Annotated in this window: 18 protein-coding genes and 1 pseudogene; 8 read left to right on the forward strand and 11 right to left on the reverse strand. The window is 57.3% G+C overall.

The window, feature by feature from the left end; genetic code table 11:
* Positions 1-274: 274 nt before the first annotated feature.
* Positions 275-715 (reverse strand): DUF3995 domain-containing protein, encoded by a 441-nt coding sequence (locus LVD08_RS17455; RefSeq protein WP_097090307.1) that lies wholly within the window; start codon positions 713-715, stop codon positions 275-277.
* 94 nt (positions 716-809) lie between these two features.
* Between LVD08_RS17455 and LVD08_RS17460 the strand changes: the two genes are divergently transcribed.
* Both LVD08_RS17460 and LVD08_RS17465 read left to right on the forward strand, forming a co-directional pair.
* Positions 810-1,199: a DUF2946 domain-containing protein gene (locus LVD08_RS17460; RefSeq protein WP_047598254.1), complete on the forward strand. Its 390-nt coding sequence runs from the start codon at positions 810-812 to the stop codon at positions 1,197-1,199.
* Positions 1,200-1,291: 92 nt separating this feature from the next.
* On the forward strand, positions 1,292-3,424 hold the full coding sequence (locus LVD08_RS17465; protein WP_247268764.1) for a TonB-dependent receptor: 2,133 nt from the start codon (positions 1,292-1,294) through the stop codon (positions 3,422-3,424).
* 157 nt (positions 3,425-3,581) lie between these two features.
* Here the strand turns inward: LVD08_RS17465 and LVD08_RS17470 are convergent, their stop codons facing one another.
* From LVD08_RS17470 to LVD08_RS17480, 3 genes are all read right to left on the reverse strand, one after another.
* Entirely contained in the window at positions 3,582-4,598 is a 1,017-nt protein-coding gene (locus LVD08_RS17470; protein WP_247268765.1) for an ABC transporter substrate-binding protein, read from the reverse strand.
* A gap of 126 nt (positions 4,599-4,724) precedes the next feature.
* Positions 4,725-4,922: a hypothetical protein gene (locus LVD08_RS17475; RefSeq protein ID WP_027612962.1), complete on the reverse strand. Its 198-nt coding sequence runs from the start codon at positions 4,920-4,922 to the stop codon at positions 4,725-4,727.
* Positions 4,923-4,930: 8 nt separating this feature from the next.
* Positions 4,931-5,401, reverse strand: coding sequence for a hypothetical protein (locus LVD08_RS17480; protein WP_007966910.1), 471 nt, complete (start codon positions 5,399-5,401; stop codon positions 4,931-4,933).
* A gap of 402 nt (positions 5,402-5,803) precedes the next feature.
* Here LVD08_RS17480 and LVD08_RS17485 point away from each other — a divergent pair, with 402 nt between their 5' ends.
* Together LVD08_RS17485 and LVD08_RS17490 are read left to right on the forward strand one after the other, a co-directional pair.
* Positions 5,804-6,079 carry a hypothetical protein gene (locus LVD08_RS17485; RefSeq protein ID WP_027612961.1) on the forward strand — a complete coding sequence of 92 codons (276 nt, stop codon included), beginning with the start codon at positions 5,804-5,806 and terminating at the stop codon, positions 6,077-6,079.
* Between the two features lie 46 nt (positions 6,080-6,125).
* Positions 6,126-6,362 carry a DUF2789 family protein gene (locus LVD08_RS17490; RefSeq protein WP_247268766.1) on the forward strand — a complete coding sequence of 79 codons (237 nt, stop codon included), beginning with the start codon at positions 6,126-6,128 and terminating at the stop codon, positions 6,360-6,362.
* 6 nt (positions 6,363-6,368) lie between these two features.
* Here the strand turns inward: LVD08_RS17490 and LVD08_RS17495 are convergent, their stop codons facing one another.
* The 3 genes from LVD08_RS17495 to LVD08_RS17505 form a co-directional block, all read right to left on the reverse strand.
* Positions 6,369-6,569 carry a hypothetical protein gene (locus LVD08_RS17495; protein ID WP_007966907.1) on the reverse strand — a complete coding sequence of 67 codons (201 nt, stop codon included), beginning with the start codon at positions 6,567-6,569 and terminating at the stop codon, positions 6,369-6,371.
* A gap of 112 nt (positions 6,570-6,681) precedes the next feature.
* Positions 6,682-8,286, reverse strand: a complete 1,605-nt coding sequence (locus LVD08_RS17500; protein ID WP_247268767.1) for a methyl-accepting chemotaxis protein — start codon at positions 8,284-8,286, stop codon at positions 6,682-6,684.
* 225 nt (positions 8,287-8,511) lie between these two features.
* On the reverse strand, positions 8,512-8,916 hold the full coding sequence (locus tag LVD08_RS17505) for a TraR/DksA family transcriptional regulator (RefSeq protein ID WP_003225981.1): 405 nt from the start codon (positions 8,914-8,916) through the stop codon (positions 8,512-8,514).
* 538 nt (positions 8,917-9,454) lie between these two features.
* Here LVD08_RS17505 and LVD08_RS17510 point away from each other — a divergent pair.
* The 3 genes from LVD08_RS17510 (at position 9,455) to LVD08_RS17520 (ending at position 12,139) form a co-directional block, all read left to right on the forward strand.
* Positions 9,455-10,363 (forward strand): MurR/RpiR family transcriptional regulator, encoded by a 909-nt coding sequence (locus LVD08_RS17510; protein WP_007966905.1) that lies wholly within the window; start codon positions 9,455-9,457, stop codon positions 10,361-10,363.
* 61 nt (positions 10,364-10,424) lie between these two features.
* Positions 10,425-11,030, forward strand: coding sequence for a glutathione S-transferase (locus LVD08_RS17515; protein WP_098964391.1), 606 nt, complete (start codon positions 10,425-10,427; stop codon positions 11,028-11,030).
* A 2-nt stretch (positions 11,031-11,032) separates the two neighbouring features.
* Positions 11,033-12,139 (forward strand): DNA alkylation repair protein, encoded by a 1,107-nt coding sequence (locus LVD08_RS17520; protein ID WP_247268768.1) that lies wholly within the window; start codon positions 11,033-11,035, stop codon positions 12,137-12,139.
* Positions 12,140-12,299: 160 nt separating this feature from the next.
* Here LVD08_RS17520 and LVD08_RS17525 read toward each other — a convergent pair whose 3' ends face one another.
* From LVD08_RS17525 to LVD08_RS17535, 3 genes and pseudogenes are all read right to left on the reverse strand, one after another.
* Positions 12,300-12,668, reverse strand: a complete 369-nt coding sequence (locus tag LVD08_RS17525; protein WP_115987523.1) for a hypothetical protein — start codon at positions 12,666-12,668, stop codon at positions 12,300-12,302.
* Positions 12,669-12,839: 171 nt separating this feature from the next.
* Positions 12,840-17,624, reverse strand: coding sequence for a DUF3320 domain-containing protein (locus LVD08_RS17530; RefSeq protein ID WP_247268769.1), 4,785 nt, complete (start codon positions 17,622-17,624; stop codon positions 12,840-12,842).
* 387 nt (positions 17,625-18,011) lie between these two features.
* Positions 18,012-18,949 (reverse strand): annotated as a pseudogene (locus LVD08_RS17535) (alpha/beta hydrolase).
* Between the two features lie 145 nt (positions 18,950-19,094).
* Between LVD08_RS17535 and LVD08_RS17540 the strand changes: the two are divergent.
* Positions 19,095-20,456, forward strand: a complete 1,362-nt coding sequence (locus tag LVD08_RS17540; RefSeq protein WP_247268770.1) for a hypothetical protein — start codon at positions 19,095-19,097, stop codon at positions 20,454-20,456.
* A gap of 880 nt (positions 20,457-21,336) precedes the next feature.
* On the opposite strand, the gene LVD08_RS17545 is transcribed toward LVD08_RS17540, so the two are convergent.
* The gene (locus LVD08_RS17545; protein ID WP_247268771.1) at positions 21,337-21,996 is read right to left on the reverse strand and encodes a DUF2931 family protein; all 660 of its coding nucleotides are present in this window, start codon (positions 21,994-21,996) and stop codon (positions 21,337-21,339) included.
* Positions 21,997-22,002: the final 6 nt, after the last annotated feature.

Raw genomic sequence — 22,002 nt, forward strand, 5'->3', positions numbered from 1 at the left:
TATGCGAATACTGCTGATCAGACTGAATGCCATGCTGCGAGACGGCACAGAGTGGCGGTGACGAACGGTGGTAGTAAGACAGTTGCTCCCACATTTGGAATGCATTTCCCCTGTGGGAGCGGGCTTGCTCGCGAAGAGGCCGGTATTGCCAACACATGAACCGGGTCAGACCCAAGCCACCGCCAACAACCCCGCCCCCACATTTGGAATGCATTTCCCCTGTGGGAGCGGGCTTGCCCGCGAAGAGGCCGGTATTGCCAACACATGAACCGGGTCAGACCCAAGCTACCGCCAACAACCCCGCCCCCAACACCAGACACAGCGGCGAATACACCCAGGTATCCAGCCGCGCAAACCGCGACCCCTTCACTTCCTTGAAAAACCCCACCAGATTCGAATCGCCGATCGCCCGGGCGAACATCAATAACGCAATCGCACTGATCACCCATTGCAACGCTTTGTGATGCACCGCCGGCATGCCCCAGCCGACCCGCATGCACACCAGCGCGGCAATCACCAACAATGCTGCCGCTACCAGCAAGGTAATCCAGCCTGACGGTTTGAACGCCGGTCGCACCGTCGCCACCAGTCCTCGCACCGGCACTTGCGGTACCGCCGCCACCGCCGCCCATTGCCCACCCAGCGCCCAATACACGTGTACCAGGCTGATTGCCGCAAATATCGTCACCAGCCATTGAGCCAACACAAAGGTCATGGTCGAGAATCCTTTCGAGGGATTTGAACAAAACATCCTAGTCGGCATTTTTTGAAGTGCACGACCGATCAGCGGTACGGTAAAGTGCCGCCCCATGAAATTCACCCGTTCCGATCGTTCACTGCTGGCCTGGATGCTTTATTGCTGCGTCCTGTTCAACGTGTTCGCCTGCAGCATCGGTCACGGGCAAATGGTCGGGATGCAGCTCAACGGCATCGGCGGGCAGTTCTGTACGGTCGACCCGGCCACCCAAGCGCCACTGACCAGCAATCCCAGCGAAGAACAATTGCCGACCCTGTCCAAGGCGTTCGGCTGCCCGCTGTGCTCGGTCGGCGGCGGCATGGGCCCGGCGTTCAACTCCAGCCTGACCCTCGCGGTTCTGCCCGAACAGCACAGCCCGCCACTGGCGCCCATCGTCAGTGCTGACCTCCCTGCCCGCTTCACCTGGCCCTCGGCCAACCCTCGCGCCCCACCGCTCGCCTGAGTGTCTTTGCCTTTTTGATTTTTCAGCCCACTGCGCCAACGCGCGGCGTTCGCCTGTGCGCTGATTCCTAGACAAGCATTCAGGATTCAACGATGAAACATATTCCTCTGCTGGCGAGCCTGTGCGGCTGCCTGTCCCTTAACGCCTGGGCGCAATCCACCGTGGATCTGGCGCCGATCACCATCGACGGCGAATCCACCAGCGAACCGGGCCTGAGCCTCGATCAATCCAGCGGCATGGCTTCGCGTCTCGGCTTGAGCGTGCGCGACACACCTGCGTCAGTGGCCGTCGCCAACCGCAACGACATCGAACGCCGCGGCGCACAGAACTTCCAGGACGCCGCCAACACCCTGCCCGGGGTCAATGCCAGCGCACCACCGGGCTTTGGCGGATTCGTCTCCTATCGCGGTTTCACCAGCAGCCAGATCACCCAGATGTTCAATGGCATCAACGTCTCCGGGGGCCTCGCCCGGCCGGTGGATTCATGGATCTATGATCGGGTCGAACTGGTGGGCGGTCCGTCTTCGCTGATCAACGGCGCAGGCTCGGTCGGCGGCTCGTTGAACTACGTGACCAAACTGGCGACCCGCGATGAACAAGCCGCTGAAGGTCGCGTCAGCTACGGCAGTTACGACACCACCGAAACCGCGTTCGGCCTCAACCATGCGCTGACCGCTCCGAGCGCCGCCGTGCAGCACTACGCACGGCTCGACGTCAGTCACAACACCAGCAACGGCTACATCGACCGCCAGCAACGCGATGCCTGGAGCGTGGCGTTTTCCTTGCTCAGCGACCTCACGCCGGATCTGTCGCACACCCTGGCCCTGGAATATCAGGACGAACACGAAGACAGCCCGTACTGGGGCACGCCGGTACTCAACCCCAAAGCCGGCGAGTTGAAAATCGACAAACACAACCGCTTCAACAACTACAACGTCGAGGACGGGCGCTACGAACAGCGCACGATCTGGGTGCGTTCGATCATCGATTACCGGATCAACGACAGCACCACTCTGCGCAATACGCTGTATCACCTCGACAGCCAACGCGACTACCGCAACCTCGAAACCTATCAGTACAACGCCGACAACACCGCAGTGAACCGCTCCACCGCCTATCAAGTACGCCATCAGGGTGAGCAGAACGGCAACCAGTTCGAGCTGCGCCACGACAACACCCTGTTCGGCCTCGACACCACTTGGTCCGGTGGTTTCGAGTACAAGGTCAACCAGACCACCAACTCGCCGCTGAATATCAAAGGCGCAAGCACGGTCGATCCGAACAACTACCGTCCGGGGCATTTCTACGATATTCCCGGCACCAACCCGGCACTGATCAGCGACAAGACCAACGAGGTCACCACCAAGGCACTGTTCGTGGAAAACCGTCTGGCACTGACCGACAAACTGGCGTTGCTCACCGGCCTGCGTTACGACGACATCGACCTCGACGTGACCAACCACCGTACGGTGACAGCCGCCAACCCCAAACACCTCAAGCGCAGCTGGGAGCCGGTCACCGGGCGTGTCGGCCTGACTTACCAGTTCATTCCATCGGCCAGCGTCTACGTGCAATACAGCACTGCCGCCGAGCAACCGAATGGCACGCAGGACTTCGATGTTTCCACCGGCAAGCAATGGGAAGTCGGCAGTAAGTTCGACTACCTGGAAGGCCGTGGCTCGGCGACAGTTGCCGCCTACACCATCGAGCGCAAGGACTTCGCTGTGACTGATCCGCTGGACCCGACCAGCAGCATCCCGGTAGGACAGCAAACTTCGAAAGGCATCGAGATCGCCAGCTCCCTGCGGATCACCGACAAGTTGTTGGCCGAAGGCAACTTCGCCTGGGTCGATGCGCAATACGACGACTTCACCGAAAAGAACGCCGCCGGTGCGGTGGTTTCACGCAAGGGCAATACACCGACCAACGTCCCGGATCGGGTCGGCAATCTATGGCTGACTTACGATTTTTCGCCGCAATGGCAAGGTGGGGTCGATGCGCGGTATGTGGCGTCGGTGTATGCGGACACGGCGAACACCATGACCGTGCCGTCGTACACGCTGTTCGGCAGCTTCCTCAGCTACAAGGTCGACTCGCACACCACCGTCACCGGCCGGGTGCGCAACCTGACCAACGAGGTGTATGCCGAGTTTGCGCATGTATCACCAGCTTACTATCTGGGTACGCCGCGCACCTTTGAATTGGCGGTGCAAACTCGATTCTGAGTCGACACTTATCCTGTGGCGAGGGAGCTTGCTCCCGCTGGGTTGCGAAGCAGCCCTGAAATCGGCTGACGCGGTTAATCATTAAAACCGCATTTCCCGAGATAGCGACTGCTCCGCAGCCGAGCGGGAGCAAGCTCCCTCGCCACAGAAGCCCATCTCATTTCAGATCAGCCGCCACCTTATCCGCCACCTCCTTCGGCACCCACGCCTGCCACACTTCCGGATGCGCCTTCATGAAGGCCTCAGCCGCCTGCCGTGGTGCGGTGTGTTTCTCGCTCATCTCGGCCAACGCCTTGTTCAGCGGCTCGATCGGGAAATCCACCTTGCTGAAAAATTCGGCAATCTGCGGATACTGCTTCTGGAACGGCGTAGACACGCCAATCGACAGCTTCGATGCCAGCGAACGGGTCGGTTTCGGATTGGGGTTATCGGCATCGGTCAGGGTCTTCCACGCCTCGGCATCGAACGGTGGCTCTTCCAGTTGCACCAGTTTGAATTTGCCCAGCAATGGCGTCGGCGACCAGTAATAGAACAGCACCGGTTTGCCCCGACGGATCGAAGAGCTGATCTCGGCATCCAGCGCCGCACCCGAGCCACTGCGGAAGTTGGTGTAGTCGTCCTGCAGGCCGTAGGCGGTCAGTTTCTGCTTGTTCACCACTTCCGAGGTCCAGCCGATCGGGCTGTTGAGGAAACGGCCCTTGCTCGGGTTTTCCGGGTCCTTGAACACGTCCTTGTATTTCTTCAGATCACTGACACTGCGCAAATCCGGCGCCAGCGGCGTGATGCCCTTGGCCGGGTCACCCTTGATCACGTACTCCGGCACCCACCAGCCTTCAGTGGCACCCTTGACCGTATCGCCAAGACTGACGACCTTGCCCTCCGCTTCAGCCTTGACCCACACCGGACTGCGCCCGGCCCACTCTTCGCCAATGACCTGAATGTCATTGTTGGCCAGCGCGGTCTCAAGCGTGATGGTGGTGCCGGGCAACGTATCGGTCGGCAAGCCATAGCCCTTCTCGACGATGATCCGCAGAACATCGGTGATCAGGCTGCCGCTTTCCCAGTTCAGGTCGGCAAAATGAATCGGTGCCTGTGCCGCCGCTGCCGGCTGCGCGGCCGTCAGCACACCGAACGAAACCACGCTGGCGGCCAATAGCCGTCGAATTCCTTTCATGCTTTGCACCTCGTGCTGTTCACAGCAATAGCAGGATGGCCTGGCAGAAGACCGCAAGCCTCTGAATACTCAGTCAACTGACTGTAGCCGAGGTTCCTGCTTTTTCCGGGGCCAACCCCGGCGAGGTTATGTTTCAGACTTTTCCTGCAAGCTTTGCAGCTCGCGTCTGACCATGCTGGCGTATTCCGCAGGCCGCAAGGTGTAGATCTGCGCTGCCACCCAGTTAAGCCACGCGCCCTGCAATTCGGCTTTGGCGTTGAACAGGCGCAATGCCTCCTCACGCGCACGGTCGAGGTTCTGCGAATGGAAGTCGGCGCGACTCACACCACCAATCACTCGCTGGCCTTGAACGTGATCAGTTCGCCCTTGCGCCACTTCGCTGCTTTACCGGTAACGGCTTTCAGGGTCTTGGTCAGGCCTTCCTGCAGTTGCTGGTGTGCGGCAAACACCGTCACCACGCTGTGGCCTTCCTTGAACAGGATCGCGTGGCCGTCCGCTGTATCGACAAAGGCGTAATCGCCCAGGCCGTACACCGTGAGTTTGATTTCGCGAAAGCGGATGTCCATCTTGCCGCCTTCACGGCTGGGCAGCACGGCCGCGCTGAAATGATCGCCGACCTTGAGCTTGAGCCCCGGTTTGTCATCGACTACCAACGCACTTTCGGTGTCGATCTCGGCCACGTAAATGCCTTCGGCGTTCTGTTCGGTGATGTAAACAAAACGCGACTGGAACAGCTTGACCAGCTTTGCACGCAAATCACCCAACACGAACAAAGCATGCATATCGAGGTTACTGACTGCCAAAGAAACATCCCCACATCTGAAAAAGTACCCGGCGCCAAAACGCGCACGGCAAAAAAACGGCCAGGCTGATGCTGTTACCGAATGACTTCAGTACACCTGAAACAAGCGGAGCGCCCATACATCACAAGTTCGCAAGACTACTGGAAAGTCAGGCGAGAAACTTGCCTCGATGTTCGCCAGGCCTTGAAGGAAAAATCTTCATTGAAGCGCAACGAAGACGGACTACAAACTTTAGGGAAAAAACTGACGAAAAAAAGCCCTTTTCCGACATATCGCCGGTAAAAAATTGCTTTAGATAGGCACCTGTCGCCAACAGACACTGGCGATTCTAGAGCAGCGATGCTGCTTCCGACTACCCGAACCGACCTGTAACCGTCGGCTATCTCATGAAAAGGACTTCATATGTGCACTCTGACTCACTTTGCCCAGCCCTCCAAACCAGTCATGGATACGCCTTTCGTGCTGCACGGCACTGATTTGCCGGAACTTGCGCAATACGCACAAAGCGTTCAGACCCCACGATTTCAGGTGGTCCCGGCAGGTAACGCGTTCTTTCATATCAAGGAATCTTCCACCGGTCGTGTAAGAGGTTTCCGCGAAGACCATAACGAGGCGTGCGCCCTCGCCCGCTTGCTTGAATCACGGATCGAACTCTTGTCCAACGGCTGCCTCAGATAAAGAGCGAGCGACAGCGCCATTCCGGCACACGCAAAAGGAGTACACGATGGAACTGCCTGCATATGATCTGAAAACCCTGTTCGACCAACTGGGCCTGCCGTCGGAAAACGGGGCAATCGACGACTTCATCGAAGCGCATCCGCTGGACGCTAATACCAAACTGATCGAGGCCGACTTCTGGACGCCGCAACAGGCGCAACTGCTGAAGGAGTGGCTGCGCGCCGACGGCGAAGAAGCGGTGATGGTCGATGAATTGAACGTACGCCTGCACGACGGACGTTAATAAATGTCAGTGCAGGCTGTCGCCAGGCTCGGCCATCAGTTGCGCGAGCCAGGCAGCCTTGCACTCCTCCGCCTCGTCGCGACTGGCGAACGCGGTGCCACGCCGCTCACCATTGAGCAACACCACCCAGCAGACGCTCTGGCCCATCGCGCGCAATCCGGCGGGCACACCACTGCCAATCATCACCGCGACATCGACTCTGCACATACTGACCTCTCGATTTCATTAGCTACCTAACTAACGGCCATGTTAATGACTTCATCGCAGAGGAAACAGCAACGCCCGTGCACAGATTCATTGCGCGAGCGGTAACAATCGATCAGCGCGGATTCTCCGGTTTATAACCCAGGCGCAGTCCGCCCCAATGCCGGCCCTTGACCATGATCGGCACCGACAAGTCGTGCATCAGCTCCCCGGTGTCACGGGTGTAGGTCTGCAGCAACACCGCCTGTTGATGGCTGCCGCAGCGGATCCCGGTGCGGTCGGCGAACTTGCGTTTGGTACGATTACCCACCGCGTCGATCTGCTGGTCACCAGTCAACGGCTGACTGAACGCCAGATTGTGCGTCGGCACATAACCCTGCTGCGTGCAGGCAATCGCGAACACCAACCCCTCATGACGCGGCAGCAACGGCTCCTGGATCGCCGGCAGCACCTGATCGGTGTAGCGGTCGAAACGGGTCTGAAACTTCGCCGGCTGCGTCCCGGGAATCGGTTGATATTGACGGTCGAACAAATCCTCAAGACTGATCCGCCCCTGCTCGACATCCGCCTCGAACCGCGCCGCAATCTGACTCGCGCCCTCACGCGCCAGGTCATAGACGCGCTGGTGATAGTCATCCAGACCGACTTCGGCCAGACGCTCGCTGATGGTTTCCGCCTGCCCTTCCATCTGCACAGCGGCCTCGGCCAGGCGTCGGGTCTGCTGATCGCTGATCGCCAGATCGCTGCGCATCTGCTCGATGGCCTTGAACAGACTGTCGAGCTGCTCGCGATTGGTTTCCGCGCCACGAGCGATTGCACCGACTTGAGTTTCCACCCCAGCCGCCAGCCGCGCGATGTTTTGCAGATGCTGGCCGGTGTTTTCAACTTGTTCGACGCCGGTCTGCAGATCGCTGGACAGCTCGCGGATCTGCTCCACCACTTGCGCCGTACGCTGCTGAATATCGGCGACCATCTCGCCGACCTCGCCGGTCGCCGAGGCAGTCCGCGCTGCCAGACCGCGCACCTCATCCGCCACCACCGCAAAACCACGGCCATGCTCGCCAGCCCGCGCCGCTTCAATCGCCGCGTTCAGGGCGAGCAGATTGGTCTGGCTAGCGATGGACTGAATCACCAAGGTCACCCGTTGAATATCATCGCTGCGCAGGCTCAGGGCTTCGATCAGCTCACGGCTGGCGTTGGCGCGTTGACTGAGTTGATGCATGCGCGCAATCGAATCCACCAGTTCGGTGCGCCCCGTCGCGCTGCTGTGATGCGCCTCGCTGGCGGCGTCCAGCGCTTCACGACTGAGCTGCGAAGTGGCGTGTTCGGTGGCGATCATCACTTCGGCGTTGCTGACAATCTGCGCCGCCGCGTCGAGTTGCGATTCGAGTTTGCTCGCCAGTTGCTTGACGGAAAACGCCACACCGGCGGCTGACAGCGCGTTATGACTGGTGGTGTAGGAAAGATCGCGGGTGAGTTCGGAAATCGCGCTGCCGGCATCGACAGGCGCAGCATCAGGGGTGGCCCGCGAACGCAGGCGCGGCAGCCAGACAATCAGCACCGCCAGCGGCAGGCCGATGTACAGCGACCCTCCACCCAGCGTCATGCCGGCGAGCAACAGCATCAGGGCGATGCTTTGCAGGGTCGGAGCGATCCAGCGGTTTTTCGGCAACAGCACTGGTGCGGGCAAAGCCCCAACCAGAGATCCATCTCTCGTCATATCAACACCCCACGCTTGTTCTCATTGTTGTGACTGCATTAAACGCCACTAGAACGCCATTATCCATGGTCCGTTAGTCGTGGAGTCTGCAGCAAGTCAATGGAACGACGCGTAAAATATCGCAGACGAGCAAAAGCAAAGATCGCAGCCCCGTCAGCTCGTGGAGGAGCTGCCGAAGGCTGCGATCTTTTGCAGGCGCCCCCCATTCAGGGGGCAGCCATGGAATCAGGCCTGACGCTGGTGCTTGTCGATCTGCTCGTGACGCTCTTGAGCTTCGATGCAGTACTTGGTGGTCGGGCTGATCAGCAGGCGTTTCAGGCCGATGGCCTCGCCGCTGTCGTCGCACCAGCCAAAACTGTCTTCCTTGATGCGCTCAAGGGCTTGTTCCAGTTGCGGCAGCATGCGCTGGTCGCGATCGATCGCGTTCACCAGCCAGGTGCGCTCTTCTTCAACCGAAGCCGCGTCCGCCGGGTCGGCCGGAGTGTCCAGGCTTTCGATGGCGATACGGTTTTGCTCAATGCGCTCGTGGGTTTCGACTTTCATGTTCTGCAACAGCTCAGTGAAGAAAGCGTGTTGCTCGGCATTCATGTAGTCATCTGCCGGCATGGCCAGCAACTTGTCCTTTGTCATTGATATCTCTATAAAAAAACGTGCATTAAGGCGAAATAGGGAGCGTTCCGGCGAACCGTGTCCGGTCGACGAAAAGGCATCGTTTATTGCAAACGCCACCCGGCACTCAATTTACGAAGGGGCGGCAGTCTAAGGCCCGTTTGAGGCCTCAGCAACTGTAAATACCGGGAATTTGTCCGACAACAGCCGTAAACGGGTCTGACACAGGCTTCATGGCGGTCATCGGAGTGCGTTTATAGCAAGAAATTCAGTCCAACGGCTGTATATAGAAGACAAACGGCTAACCGAGCGGCAGTTGGTCGCATTTTTTCAGCCATGCCGCCCGCGCAGTGCATCGTTTCAGCTGCGCAGGCGCCGAAAATCTCCCCTGCCAACTGCCCGCACCCCGCCTATCATCAGGCACACCGCAAATAACTGTGGCGAGGGAGCTTGCTCCCGCTGGGTCGCGAAGCGGCCCCCAATTATTGGGCCTGCTGCGCAGTCCAGCGGGAGCAAGCTCCCTCGCCACAGGTTGAACGATCAGCCCGAAGGATAACTTATGCCCCGCCCCGATCTGCCGGCCAACGACGAGCGCCCCCTCGCCAGCCCCCCGATCAATGCCGAGCGTCTGCTGCAACTGATCACCGACGAATACGACACCCTGCCGCGCCAACTCAAGCGCATCGCCAGCTACATGAGCCAGCAAAGCGACCGGATCATGGTCGATCGCATCAGCGACATCGCCCGCGAATGCGAGGTGCATCCGTCCGCCATCGTGCGTTTCTCGCAGCGCTTCGGTTTCAGCGGCTTCAGCGAAATGCAGGCGCTGTTCCGCGCCGCCTACACCCACAAAGCCTCGCCGGTGCACAACTACCAGCAACGCATCCGCAGCATGATCGCCAACCAGTCGCAGCAGGCCAGCGACGGCGACCTCGCCCGCGAATGCATTGACGCCACCCGCTCCGGCATCGAACGCCTGGGCCGTGAACTCGACGACGTCGCCTTCGAAAAAGCCGTCGACCTGATCGTCAACGCCGACAACATCTATGTCGTCGGCGTGCGCCGCTCCTTCGCCGTCGCCGACTACCTCGTTTACAACTTGCAACACACTCACAAACGCATACACCTGGTTTCCGGACTGGGCGGCAGTTATCGCGAGCAGATGCGCAGCGTGCGTAGCGGTGATTTAGTCATCGCCATCAGCTTCACCCCCTACGCCAAGGAAACCCAGCACTGCCTGCGCTACGCCCGGCAACAACAGGCCAACACCCTGATCCTCACCGACAGCCACCTCTCACCTTTGGCCAAAAACGCCAACAGTCTGCTGCTAGTGAATGAGGGCAGCGCATTGGCGTTCCGTTCGCTGAGCGCGACCTTGTGTTTGTGTCAGGCGTTGTTCGTGGCGGTGGCGTATCGGCTGGAATTGAATGTGGATGAGATTCACGAACAAGCCGGTTTTGACGACTGACATTTGCCTCAGGCTCGGCTAGGTTATGCCTTCCCACCGGTTCGACTTGAAGGAACGCGTCATGAAACTGATCGGCATGCTGGACTCCCCCTACGTGCGCCGCGTGGCGATCTCCGCCAAACGCCTCGGCATCGACCTCGAACATGAATCTGTCTCGGTGTTCCGCCACTTCGAGCAATTCCAGCAGATCAACCCGGTGGTCAAGGCGCCCACGCTGATTCTCGATGACGGCGTGGTCCTGATGGACTCCACCCTCATCCTCGACTACCTCGAAGCCGCCAGCGGCAAAAGCCTGCTGCCGAGCGACCTCCAACAACGCGCCCACGCCCTGCGCCTGATCGGCCTCAGCCTCGCCGCCTGCGAAAAAGCCGTGCAGCTCTACTACGAACGCAACCTGCGCCCGGCCGACATTCAATACCAACCGTGGGTCGAGCGCGTCGAAGGCCAACTCGCCGCTGCCTTCACCGCCCTCGAACAGGAACTGGAAAAAACCGGCCTGCCCACCGACGGCACCCTCACCCAGGCCGGCATCAGCCTCGCCGTCGCCTGGAGCTTCACCGACCTCGTCGTTCCCGACCAGATCGACACCCGCCGCTACCCGCACATCGCCCAATACACCGCGTACGCCGAAACCCTCGAAGCGTTCGTCAGCACCCCGATGACCTGACCATGAGCACCACCGACACCGCCGCCCCGGCGTTAAAGGAAATCTTCAACGCCGAACGCCTGCAACACATCGCCAGCGAAATGAGCGCCGTGTACCCGGCGTTCAAGGCCAAGGCGTTTCTCAAGCACGCCAACCAAGGGCTGGCGGAATTGTCAGTGATGCAACGCATGGCTCGCGTCAGCGAAAGCCTGCACGCCGTGCTGCCACTGGACTACGAAGATTCCCTCGAAGTCCTGCGCCAACTCGCCCCCCGCCTCAACAGCGGATTCGTCAGCATGTGCCTGCCGCACTACGTCGCCAGCTACGGCGGCCACGCCTTCGATACCTCGATGCAAGCGCTGAAATACTTCACCACCTTCGGCTCCTCCGAATTCGCCATCCGCCACTTCCTGCGCAGCGACCTCGAACGCTCGCTGGAACACATGCACGACTGGACCCAAGACCAAAACCACCACGTCCGCCGCCTCGCCAGCGAAGGCACCCGCCCTCGCCTGCCCTGGTCATTTCGCCTGGAAGCCGTGCAAGCCAACCCGCAACTGACCGCCGGCATCCTCGACCGGTTGAAAGCCGACGAGAGTCTGTACGTGCGCAAGTCCGTGGCGAACCATCTGAACGACGTAACCAAAGAGCATCCGGAGTGGGTGCTGGACACGATTGAAGGCTGGTCGCTGGAGAACAAACACACGGCATGGATTGCCAAGCATGCGCTGCGCAACTTGATCAAACAGGGAGATTTGCGTGCGCTGACAGTGATTGGTGCGGGGGCCAAGGCTGAGGTTGAGTTGCTGGATGTGCGGGTTGAGCCGGCGGCGGTGAGGTTGGGTGAGGCGATTACGTTGTCGTTTACGGTGAAGTCGACAGTGGCGCATGAACAGCTGTTGGTGATTGATTATGCGATTGACTATGTGAAGGCGAATGGCGGGATTTCGGGGAAGGTGTTCAAGTTGAAGACGGTGGTGTTGGCGGGGTTTGGGGAGATGGTTGTGGGGAGGCGGCAGGTGATTCGGGATTTTACGACGCGGAAGCATTTTTTGGGGCGGCATGGGGTTAGGGTTTTGGTTAATGGGGAGGTTTTGGGGGGGACTGCGTTTGAGATCGTCGCAAATTGATACGGATAAATAGATTCCGTTGATCTGGCAGTGCTCGGACTGATAGGGAATTTACGGATGGGGGTGCTTTCGGCCAAAAGCAGTCGTTCACGGGAGGCAGCTATCGACCCACAGCAGTAATCTGAACCGCATTGATCTAAAGCAATGCCTCCTGCCCATCCTAAAATCGTGATGGCAGTTCATTTCCGGCCTGGGCATCCGAAAAGACCTCATCTGGATCTGCCTGACACCAATATCTGAAAAGTAGGCGAGGCTCGATATTTCTGAAATATTGATCAACGATGCTCTCGGGGCGCACGACCCATTTAGGCTCCGGCCATTGCTGGGCTAAAACACCTAATGGTTCGCCAGATGAATAAACAACCCAAGTGGCCTTGCCTCCACTGATACGAGGTAGGTAGTCCATATCTTGTATCACTTCGATCAAGGTGCGTAGTGTTGCTGATTGATCGAGTGTGATCGATATTGCATGACTTTCCAGATCATCTCCCGCATGAACGCTATCTCGATCAATGGCAACTACCAACATGACTGCTCCTTTTAGTGGTGTGCTTTCACCAGATCGATCAGCGTAGAGACATCAGCGGCTAACTGTCGAGTGCGCTTCTAGCCCAAACCTGCCGTACCAGGTCTCCGCTTTCGGCCAAAAGCGGACGGCTATGCAGCGGCTCAGAGGACGCCCATTTGAGGATTAAAGAGTCTACGAAAGCGAGGTCGATTCAGGAGTTACCAGCCCATCAACCATTCGCAAACGCCCGCTGTTGACCAGAACAACAATCCTTTCGTCAACCATTCCAGCAATCTTCGCCGTTGCCCGTCCAAAGCCCAGAAGCGCCAGCGCTCCTGAAATAACGTCATCCCGACTCATCGAAAATCCTAGGGTGACTGTTTCTACAAGTGCCTGATCAAGCTCTTCCGGGGCGACCCACTCCACCTTACGCTCCGAAGATTCAAAATGGGCCCGGCTACGGATAGGGATAGCTTTGTTTTCAGCTGAATACATGAAGCCACTTCGTCCGTGGAACAACCTGTGCTGCACGCCAAGACGAATAGCCTGCTCAACCGCGTTTGTAATCCTCGAGCCCGCCCGCGTCACACCGAACGCCTCCATGAGTCGGCGAGTGACTTCGGCGGTGTGCACCGGAGCTTCGACCTCCACCACAGTACGTATCATCTGCATTAGGCGCTCTGGCTTTTCCTGATGCAGCTCATTCAGCGAGGCTACGGGTGCCAGACGAGCTTTCACGTATAGCCTGCTGGCACTCGGCATAGCTTCCACGGCCGGCACATCCCTGAAAATCTCATGCTTCAGCTCCGACGCCACTTGGGGAAGCGCATTCCGCCCCTCAGCGATCCTGGCACGAGCTGCTTCGATCGCTGCAACGACGCGTGTAATTTCCTGCTGAGGATTGCGGAACCAGTCCGTGCTCCAGATCCGGTGGAAGTTCCAGCCTAACCCCTCCAGCACTCCCTGGCGCAGGCGATCACGATCACGCGCCGATCGTGCGCTGTGATAGGCAGCGCCATCGCATTCGATCGCCAAGACATAGCGCCCCAGATACTCCGGATCCTTGACGGCAATATCGATGAAGTAACCTGCGGTTCCTACCTGCGGCTCCACCACATAGTCTCTGTCTCTCAGCGCCTCAATCACTTCCAGCTCAAACGGCGAGTCTGCTGCTTTACCAGTCTCGCATGCGACTTCGAGTTCGCCTGTCTCGGCATACTTGAGAAAATTCTTCAGCGCCCTGACGCCCTGAGGAGCATTGGAGTCGAGTTCAAGTTCTTCGGCCTTGAAGTTACTGAACACGCGCATAGCCAGTTTGGCCCGTGTGATCAGAACGTTGAGGCGACGGTGGCCGCCCTCCCGGTTTACTGGACCGAACTCCTTGGCAATGCGGCCGGACTCGTTACGCCCATACCCGATGCTGATGAATATCTTGTCCCGCTCATCACCCTGTATGTTTTCCAGGTTCTTAACGAAGAATGGCTCACTCCCTTGGGCGGTAAAGAACGCTTCTGCTTCCGGCGACTGACGACGCAGCAACTCGATTTCCACCTGGATCAGATCACGCTGCGCCACGCTGAAGGCAGCTACTCCCAGCGATAAGTCGGGCGTGCGGATCGCGTGTTCCATGACAGCTTTCGCGACAGCCTTGGCTTCCCCCTTGTTCGTGCGGGTACGGCCCCGGTCGTAGACTGCCTCAGGCAAGTAGTCGAAGCTGATACCTGTGGCATCAGGATGTTGCCCCGCCGATGGGAAGACCACCAGTTTGCTGTCGTAAAACTCGACGTTAGAAACCGCAATCAACGACTCGTGCCGGCTACGATAGTGCCAGCGCAAATAACGCTCCTGGCTACCGGCGGCCTTGAACATGCTCAGGATACTTTCAATGTCGGCGGTAACGCCCTCTTCGTCGTCCATCTCGACATCACGACTGAAGAAGTCAGTAGGCGGCATCTGGCGGGTGTCACCCACGACAACCACCTGCTTGCCGCGCATGATGGCGCCAAATGCATCGACCGCTTTCACCTGGGAAGCTTCGTCGAACACCACCACGTCGAACTCGACTTTGCCTGGCGGGAGGAAGTTGGCGATCGACATGGGGCTCATCATGAACACCGGTTTTATTTGCTGGATCGCTCGCCCCGCCTTCTCGATAATTTGCCGGATCGGCATATGGCGGCGCTTCTTGTTCAGCTCAGCTCGCAATACCGCCATCTCACCGGGTTGGTTGATATTAGGCATTCCTTCCCACGCCTGCTTCGCCAGGGACGTCTGGGCGTGATTAAGGGAGGCGAGATCAAGCGACTTGAAACGCGCGATCTGGTGCTCATGCTTGATCCGGTCGAACTGTTGGAGCGCCGGGTTTTGGGCGTACACTGATTGCACCAGGCCTGCATACCAGGAAAGATCCAGAATGGCAGTCAGACTTTCGTGCTGATCACTCCTGATGGCGATGCCAAGTAGCTCGCCCAAGTTGGCCGTAAGCATCTGTCCAGCGAGCACGTTGAATCGCGAAATCTGGTAGAGGGCGGTGAGATTGCCCTGCCATTCCTGCAGACGCGCCTCCAGAGTAGCCAGAGAGAGTTTCCTGACATCAGCCTTGGCGTTCTCCTCCTGCATGCCAGTCACTTCCAGCGAACCACGAATCGCTTTGTCCAGCCCACTTACATGCTGCTCTACATCAGCGACCGCATCGCCCAACCCTGTGGCATCGGCATGTCCGGCCAAGAAGGCGATAATGCCCTGCGGGATCTGTCCATGCCCCAGATCGTCATGCAACTGGATAACCCAGGCACTCAAGCGCTCAAGCACAGGCCAGTCGGTCTTCTGCCGTTGCCACTGAGCCCCAAACAGTGCACTTCCCAAGGTTTCGTGCTGGTCATACACCTTCTTGTTCTGCTGGTAGATTAAGACCGCGTCGACCAGCTCGAGCATGCCTGCATTGCTTTTCGGCAATACCTCGCGGACAAGCCCTTGCAATCGAGTACGCGAGGCGCGGAAGCGACCCGAAAGGACTCTCCACCATTTGTCACCGTAGGCTTGCAGGTTCTGGCGAACCTCCAAAAGATCCTGGTCCCAAGCTGCGTCGATCAACTGTTTGTCGAATTGATCACGACAGACAGACATCTTCTCGCCGGCCTCGAGCAATTCGCGAATGGAATCGCGACGCGACTGCCATTCCCCCGTGGATATCTTGATGCCCTCAAGTCGCGGGGCCTCCGCCGCACGGCGTGCGGCGCGGCAGACTACATCGACATCCGCCAAGGTGGCCGGCTGGGTCAGCATCAATCGCTCGGAGAGCGCGGTAGTGGCGGATTGCAACGCATGGAGGTGCGAGATCGCCGACTGCAACTCGTCATTGGCAGTACTTTGTTCGATAGGAGAGAAGAAAGTCCGCTGGCTGCCCCAGAAGGGGCTGCGATCCGGGCGCCCCATCGCGTTAAGGTGGAGCACTAATTCTTCGACCAGCTCTCGCTGCTTTTGCTGCTGAGTAAAGCTCCAGCCGACCATTGGCCCAAACGGGATCACGGGTAGTCCCGGATGAACTCGCTTCAGTCTCAGGTAACGACCCAGCACATCGAGGAAGGGCAAACCGCTCGCCCCTGCCGACGCGCTGAGGGCTTCGCAGTAATTATTAAGGGATACCTGAAGTTCTTTCAGGCTGGCCAGGTCTCCCTCTGCGCCTTTGGTGATTGGCCGCCCTTGGCTCAGGGTTCGCCCCAACTCCTTGAGCACAGACTGCTTGGTGGATTTGTGGGAATGCAGCTCGAATACCGCGTCGCCGAGATGGCTTTCATCTAGGCGGCGCTTCACGACCTCCAAGGCCGCCATCTTCTCGGCAACGAACAGTACGGTTTTTTTCTGCCCGATCAGTTCGGCGATGATGTTGGTAATCGTCTGGGACTTACCGGTACCCGGTGGGCCCTGAATGACTAGGTTGGAGCCTTCGCGCACTTCCAGGATCGCTTCGGTCTGGCTGCTGTCGGCGTCCTTGACGAAACGAACTTCACCCGGCTCGATCACCGAGTCGATATTCACATCCTCTGGAAATGCCGCGCGCAGATCGCCGAAACCCGAGCCCAGCAATCGCTTCATCACCGGATTGGCATCAGGCTGCTTGTCTTCTGGCCAACTTTTCGGATCGAGATCCTTGAACATCAAGAACTTGCCGAACGAAAAAAAGCCCAGTGCTATTTCGTTATTGGCAATCTTCCATCTGGGTTGTTTGCTGACCACAGCAGAAACATCACTGAAAAAGCGATCGAGACTGTTTTCATCAGCATCGAAGGTATCCTCGTCGAATGCACAAGAACTCAGGTCCAGGCCAAAGTCGGTCTTGAGCTTGGCGACTAGGGACAAGTTCGGCATCAGCTCGTCACCGGAGTACCTAAGCTTAAACGCATCTTTGGCCCCGCTGCGTTCAAGGGTGACGGGCAGCAGAATCAAAGGCGCTTTTCGCAGGTTTTCAGAACTGTCGGCCTCATACCAATGCAGGAAGCCAAGGGACAAGAACAGTGTGTTGACGCCCTGCTCCTCGATAAAACCTTTGGCCTCGGTATGGATTTTCAATAGTTGGAGAAAAAGCCGATCATCTTCGATGGCGGTCTGCAAACGCGTATCGAGATGACGGCGAGCCTTGCCTGTTTCATCCGCGCCTGCGTCGCCAGTGGCGGCAGTCCAGTCCAAACTGTCGAGCTCATACAACAGCTCTTCATCGCCGGGAGTATCAGTATTGTCCTCCCCTTCCTCTGCTGACTTGGAGGTCCTGACCAGCTCCGCTAGCTTCTTGCGAGCCATTGGCGCAAAGGTCATGGCCTTTTCCTGACGATAGAGGGTCTTGAAGACCTCTTCGGACTGCTCATCGACCACTATCAGGGTCTTGGCGGTCTTGCGGAAATTGAGCATGTTGTTGCGGAGCCCGATATCCAGAAGCTCTTTGCGACTGCTCTGTAGCTTCTGGCCGATCACTGCATTCATAGGAAAACCTGCTATCTGAATTTGCACATTAACGGCTTCGATCGTGTCTGCGGCCTGGAAAGATGCTTATGGAGAAACTGTCCCACGTTGACACCATCACCAGAAGCATGGCAGGGAAGTCTAGCGAGCAGTCAGCCGAAAGTTTGAACCTAGGGGATCAACTCATCGGACACAACGATTGCCGAGCTTGGTTTGCTAGAGTCACGAAGATCAGGGAAGGGATGCAGGTGGGTGAGCCAGTCGAGTGATCACTTTGGAGCGCCTTTCCCTGAGACTCGAATATTTAATATCCTTTTGCCAGCAACATATCTTCAGCATGAATACAGGTAAAGAAATAAGTGATTTGCGGTCATGGCATCAAGCGAGGTGCGGGCGCTTCCAGAACACTCACCCCTCACCAACCCGCCCCGCAACCCACTCCCAACTATACCCATGCACCCTCCCCGCCAACCCCAGCGGAAAATGAATCACCCCATGCGCCGTTTCCGGCAGCAGATGCACTTCAACCTCCGCCGCCCTGCCCCAACGCTCAGCCAACTCAAGCGTGTCATCCCTGAGCGGATCCAACTCCGCCGCAAACATCAACGCCGGCGGAAACCCGGTGAAGTCGCCATACAACGGAGACAACGGTGGCTGCCGGTGTTCTTCATCGCTCAATCCCGGCGTGAGCATTTGCAGCGCTTCAACCATCCCCGGCCCATCCAGCAGCAAGGTATCGGGCCCGGCGTTGCGTACGCTGGGGGTTTCGGTCAGGTCGTAGACGCCGTATTACAGCAGCGCCCCGCTCACCCGTTTGAACAAGTCCGGCCACTGTTTGAGTTGCAGCAGGGTCGCGGCGGCGAGGTGGCCGCCGACCGACTCGCCCACGACGATGACGGGCAGGTTCGCAAACTCGTGGCAGTCATCGCTCAGCAGCCAGCGAGCCGCCGTGAGGCAGTCTTGCATCACGCCTTCAATCGGCGTCGAGACCACAAGCCGATAATCGACGGAGACCACTGCCACGTCGCAGGCATTCACCATGCCGATGTTGAGGTGGTCGTTCATCTCTGCATTGCCGATGACCCAGCCGCCGCCATGAAAATCCAGTACCACGCCTTTGGCCTTTGTCTTTGGCCGAATGATCCGCACCGGCACTGATGCGCCGTCGACGCCAACCACTTTGTGTTCGGCCTCGAGTCCGTGCTTGAGCAACTTTCTCGCACCGCCCAATTGGCTGAGGCGCAACAGCAACTGAATCGCCCGTGGTGTGATGCGATGCGATTGCGGATGCGAAAGCACGACGGCCGGGCAAGTTTCTTGTTGAACGCGCGTAACTGCGCCCCCATTTTTTTATAGCCGAAGATGGTAATGAGCAAAGCCTCTTCATATTAGATGGCTACTTGCGTTGTGTGTGATCCAAGCTTTAATTAAAGAATAAAGTTCCATCGCTCCACACAATTTGTCTTTAAAAGTGCCGACCTGAAGGGATGGATGATGAGTCGATATGCGATGCTTTTGGTAATGCTCAGCCTTAACTCCTACTCGTATCATGCAGTAGCAGAATCGCCAACTAAAAGCAGTCATCTGGACCAGGCGGGGGCTCCGGAGCCGAATTATGTTGGGCCAGTTTTTAAGCCAAGCTTTGATTTTCCTCGAGCATTGCCAGCGGCCGAACCCCGCCCTTGGGAAAAAATTTCCTTTAAGTTGAACCCTGAGCTCTATATGGCGGCCGTATTGCAATATGCGCTTGAGGGGCAGGACAGATCCCGGTGGGCGGTGGAAAAAAACCCTGTGCGCAAGTGGTATCACGCGCCTTGGATGGGGCCTGGCGGGAAGGGGCGCGAGTACATTAACGGGCTTACATCTGAGCGCCGGTCACAGCCAAAAGAGCTTGGACCCACTCATACAAAGTGCCGGCAAAACTGGGCAGTTGGATTCTACAACCCCGTCGGAGGGTACACATTGGGGCGTTTCTGGGCACCGATAGTGAGTGGAACTTCACAGGAGCCCGACTATTCAGCATTGCCATTTCCTCCTGGTACCGTGGTAGTGAAATTCCTTTACACACAAGCAGATACTACAGATCTGTCTTCTCTTTCAGGAGCGCCAACAATTCAGGCTAGAATTATCGAGGATCCCAATCCGGATGATGATAAATGCCCGGCCGACAATATAAATGGGGTGCCAGCTAAAAGAATCGAAGCTACTTTACGGCTACTTCAGGTTGATATCGGTGTGCGCGATAGTAGTGCCAATGATGCATCAGGCTGGGTATTTGGAACGTTCTTCTACGATGGGACACAACCTGGGTCAGACCCTTGGAAAAAGTTGCGGCCCGTCGGCCTGATGTGGGGCAATGACCACGCCCTCACTGACGAAATGGCGAGTAATCAGGAAAAACCGAAAGAAGGGATCGTTTTGTCAACATTCGATTTCAAACGGAATTTCGGTCGAGGTGGCAGGATGAACGGACCAGTCGACAACCCAAACTCATCTTGTCTCTCATGTCACATGACAGCTCAAAAAAATCCACCTGGCATGACTGCTCCAGATGGAGCTAATTGGTCAATTGCTCGGTGCTGGTTCAGGACCCTTAAACCAACTGAAGCATTTGGAATGCAGCCTAGCGAAGGAGAGTGTGGCGAGGCTAAGAAAGGCCAAGCTTCCTTAGATTACTCACTCCAGCTTTCAGCCGGGCTCCGCAATTATGAGATTGCGCTTGCCAATACTAATCGCGGAGGTATAGAAATTTTGGGTACAAAGTTTTTCCAGAGTCCGCTGCTGAGCCCAGACCAGACTGTAAAACTTAATGGGCTCATAAGTGCACCAATATCCCGAGAGGGTGACAAATAACGCGGTGTAGGGACGAAAAAACCGGAGGCTGGCCCTTCCAGGGTAATTGAAAAAAATCAGAAAAGGGGGACTGATGTATTTCTCAGAAAATAAATCATTCCCCTTTTCTTCCTATCCGTCTAGATTTGTGGCCGACTGAGGGGGCTGAACTCTGATGTCGTCCACGCCCAACTTAAAGCATATCAATGCTCAGTACTTCACCTGTATCATCCAACACATCCCAAACACAACTAACCTCAGTTTCTGATTCGCAATTTTGGCACTCAATAGTTCCGGAGCCGGAGTACTGCGTGGTATGACTTCCAGATGATTCTGAGTTTTCAACGTCCAAGGCGGACAGGTCAAATTCTATATCTTGGCCGCACTCTTCATTGCTGCATGTAGTTGTTGGCATCTGAATATCCTTATTTCCTGCTCAGTAAATATAAGGTTTAGTTAAAAAGTAAGCTTTTGCTCGCCCAGCGAGCGGAGCGAGCAACTTGAACCGGCGACAAGTCAAGTGCTGGATTGACTGGCAACGCTGACTATACCTCAAGCCGAACTGCTTGGGGGCGTTGAAAACCCTCAGAATCTGGGACTTCCAAGCTTAACCGCACCTAGCTGAAGACTTCGCATCCAACGATGGGATACATTCCAGCGGTCTCAAATCAAGTGGTTCTAGAAAAATGTTTCACCTAGTCGAAGTGTGTCTGATCGACAACTATGGGTCGAAAGCCGCCGCTTGGGAACGACCGCTTCTGGCCGGTAGCGGTCGTTAGCCAACGTCCGTTTATGGCCGAAAGCGAACCTTCGCTGAACCCGACATTGACTCGGTAGCTGTCAAATATGATTACTCAGAACAAGCCGCTGAAGACAGACAAGAGAAGTGTCTCCTGCCTGTCTACTGCCAACTCCCGTACGGTATGCCGAATTTATCGATATACCGCTTGGACTTTTCGCTGACGGGATACGCATAGCGCCCTTGGTTCTTACCTTGACTAGGCCCCAGCGGCTCAACCGCTGCCTGCGCTCTGGCGACTTTGACAGGACGGTGGCACTCGTCCCGAATAAAAACCTGTACAACGCCCCCTGGGGCCAATCCCAGATAAATAGATGCGCTGTAGCTGGCCTGTTCCTCCGGTGTTTCCGGGCACCGCTGACTGACCGATTGCACCATCAGTTGCCTCGCCTCTTCAGGCACATCCACCCATACCTTATAGGTCTGCGGCTCGACAATGGATTGCCAGCGCACGTAAATGCGTTTGGGCAAGCCAGCGCCAATCACTGGTTTCGCAGCCGCGCCTACCGCATGCCAACCGCGCGCGGACTCTTTGCCACTCTCTGGTTCACCACCAGCGGCTGTGCCTCCTCCCGTCCGCGTGAATAGCTTGCCGTTTATGTCTTCGACGGCACTGTCCTCAACCCAAACCTTCATGTAATAGGGTTCGGTGAACGCAAGCTCCCACGATTCGGATTTCGGGTCGTTTTTTACGGATAGCGGATAGGCAGACTGGCAACCGCTCAGGAACAACACGCATACCGCCACAATGCATAGCTTCATTGGTTT

Source organism: Pseudomonas sp. YL2, assembly GCF_023063025.1.
Classification (GTDB): domain Bacteria; phylum Pseudomonadota; class Gammaproteobacteria; order Pseudomonadales; family Pseudomonadaceae; genus Aquipseudomonas; species Aquipseudomonas putida_A.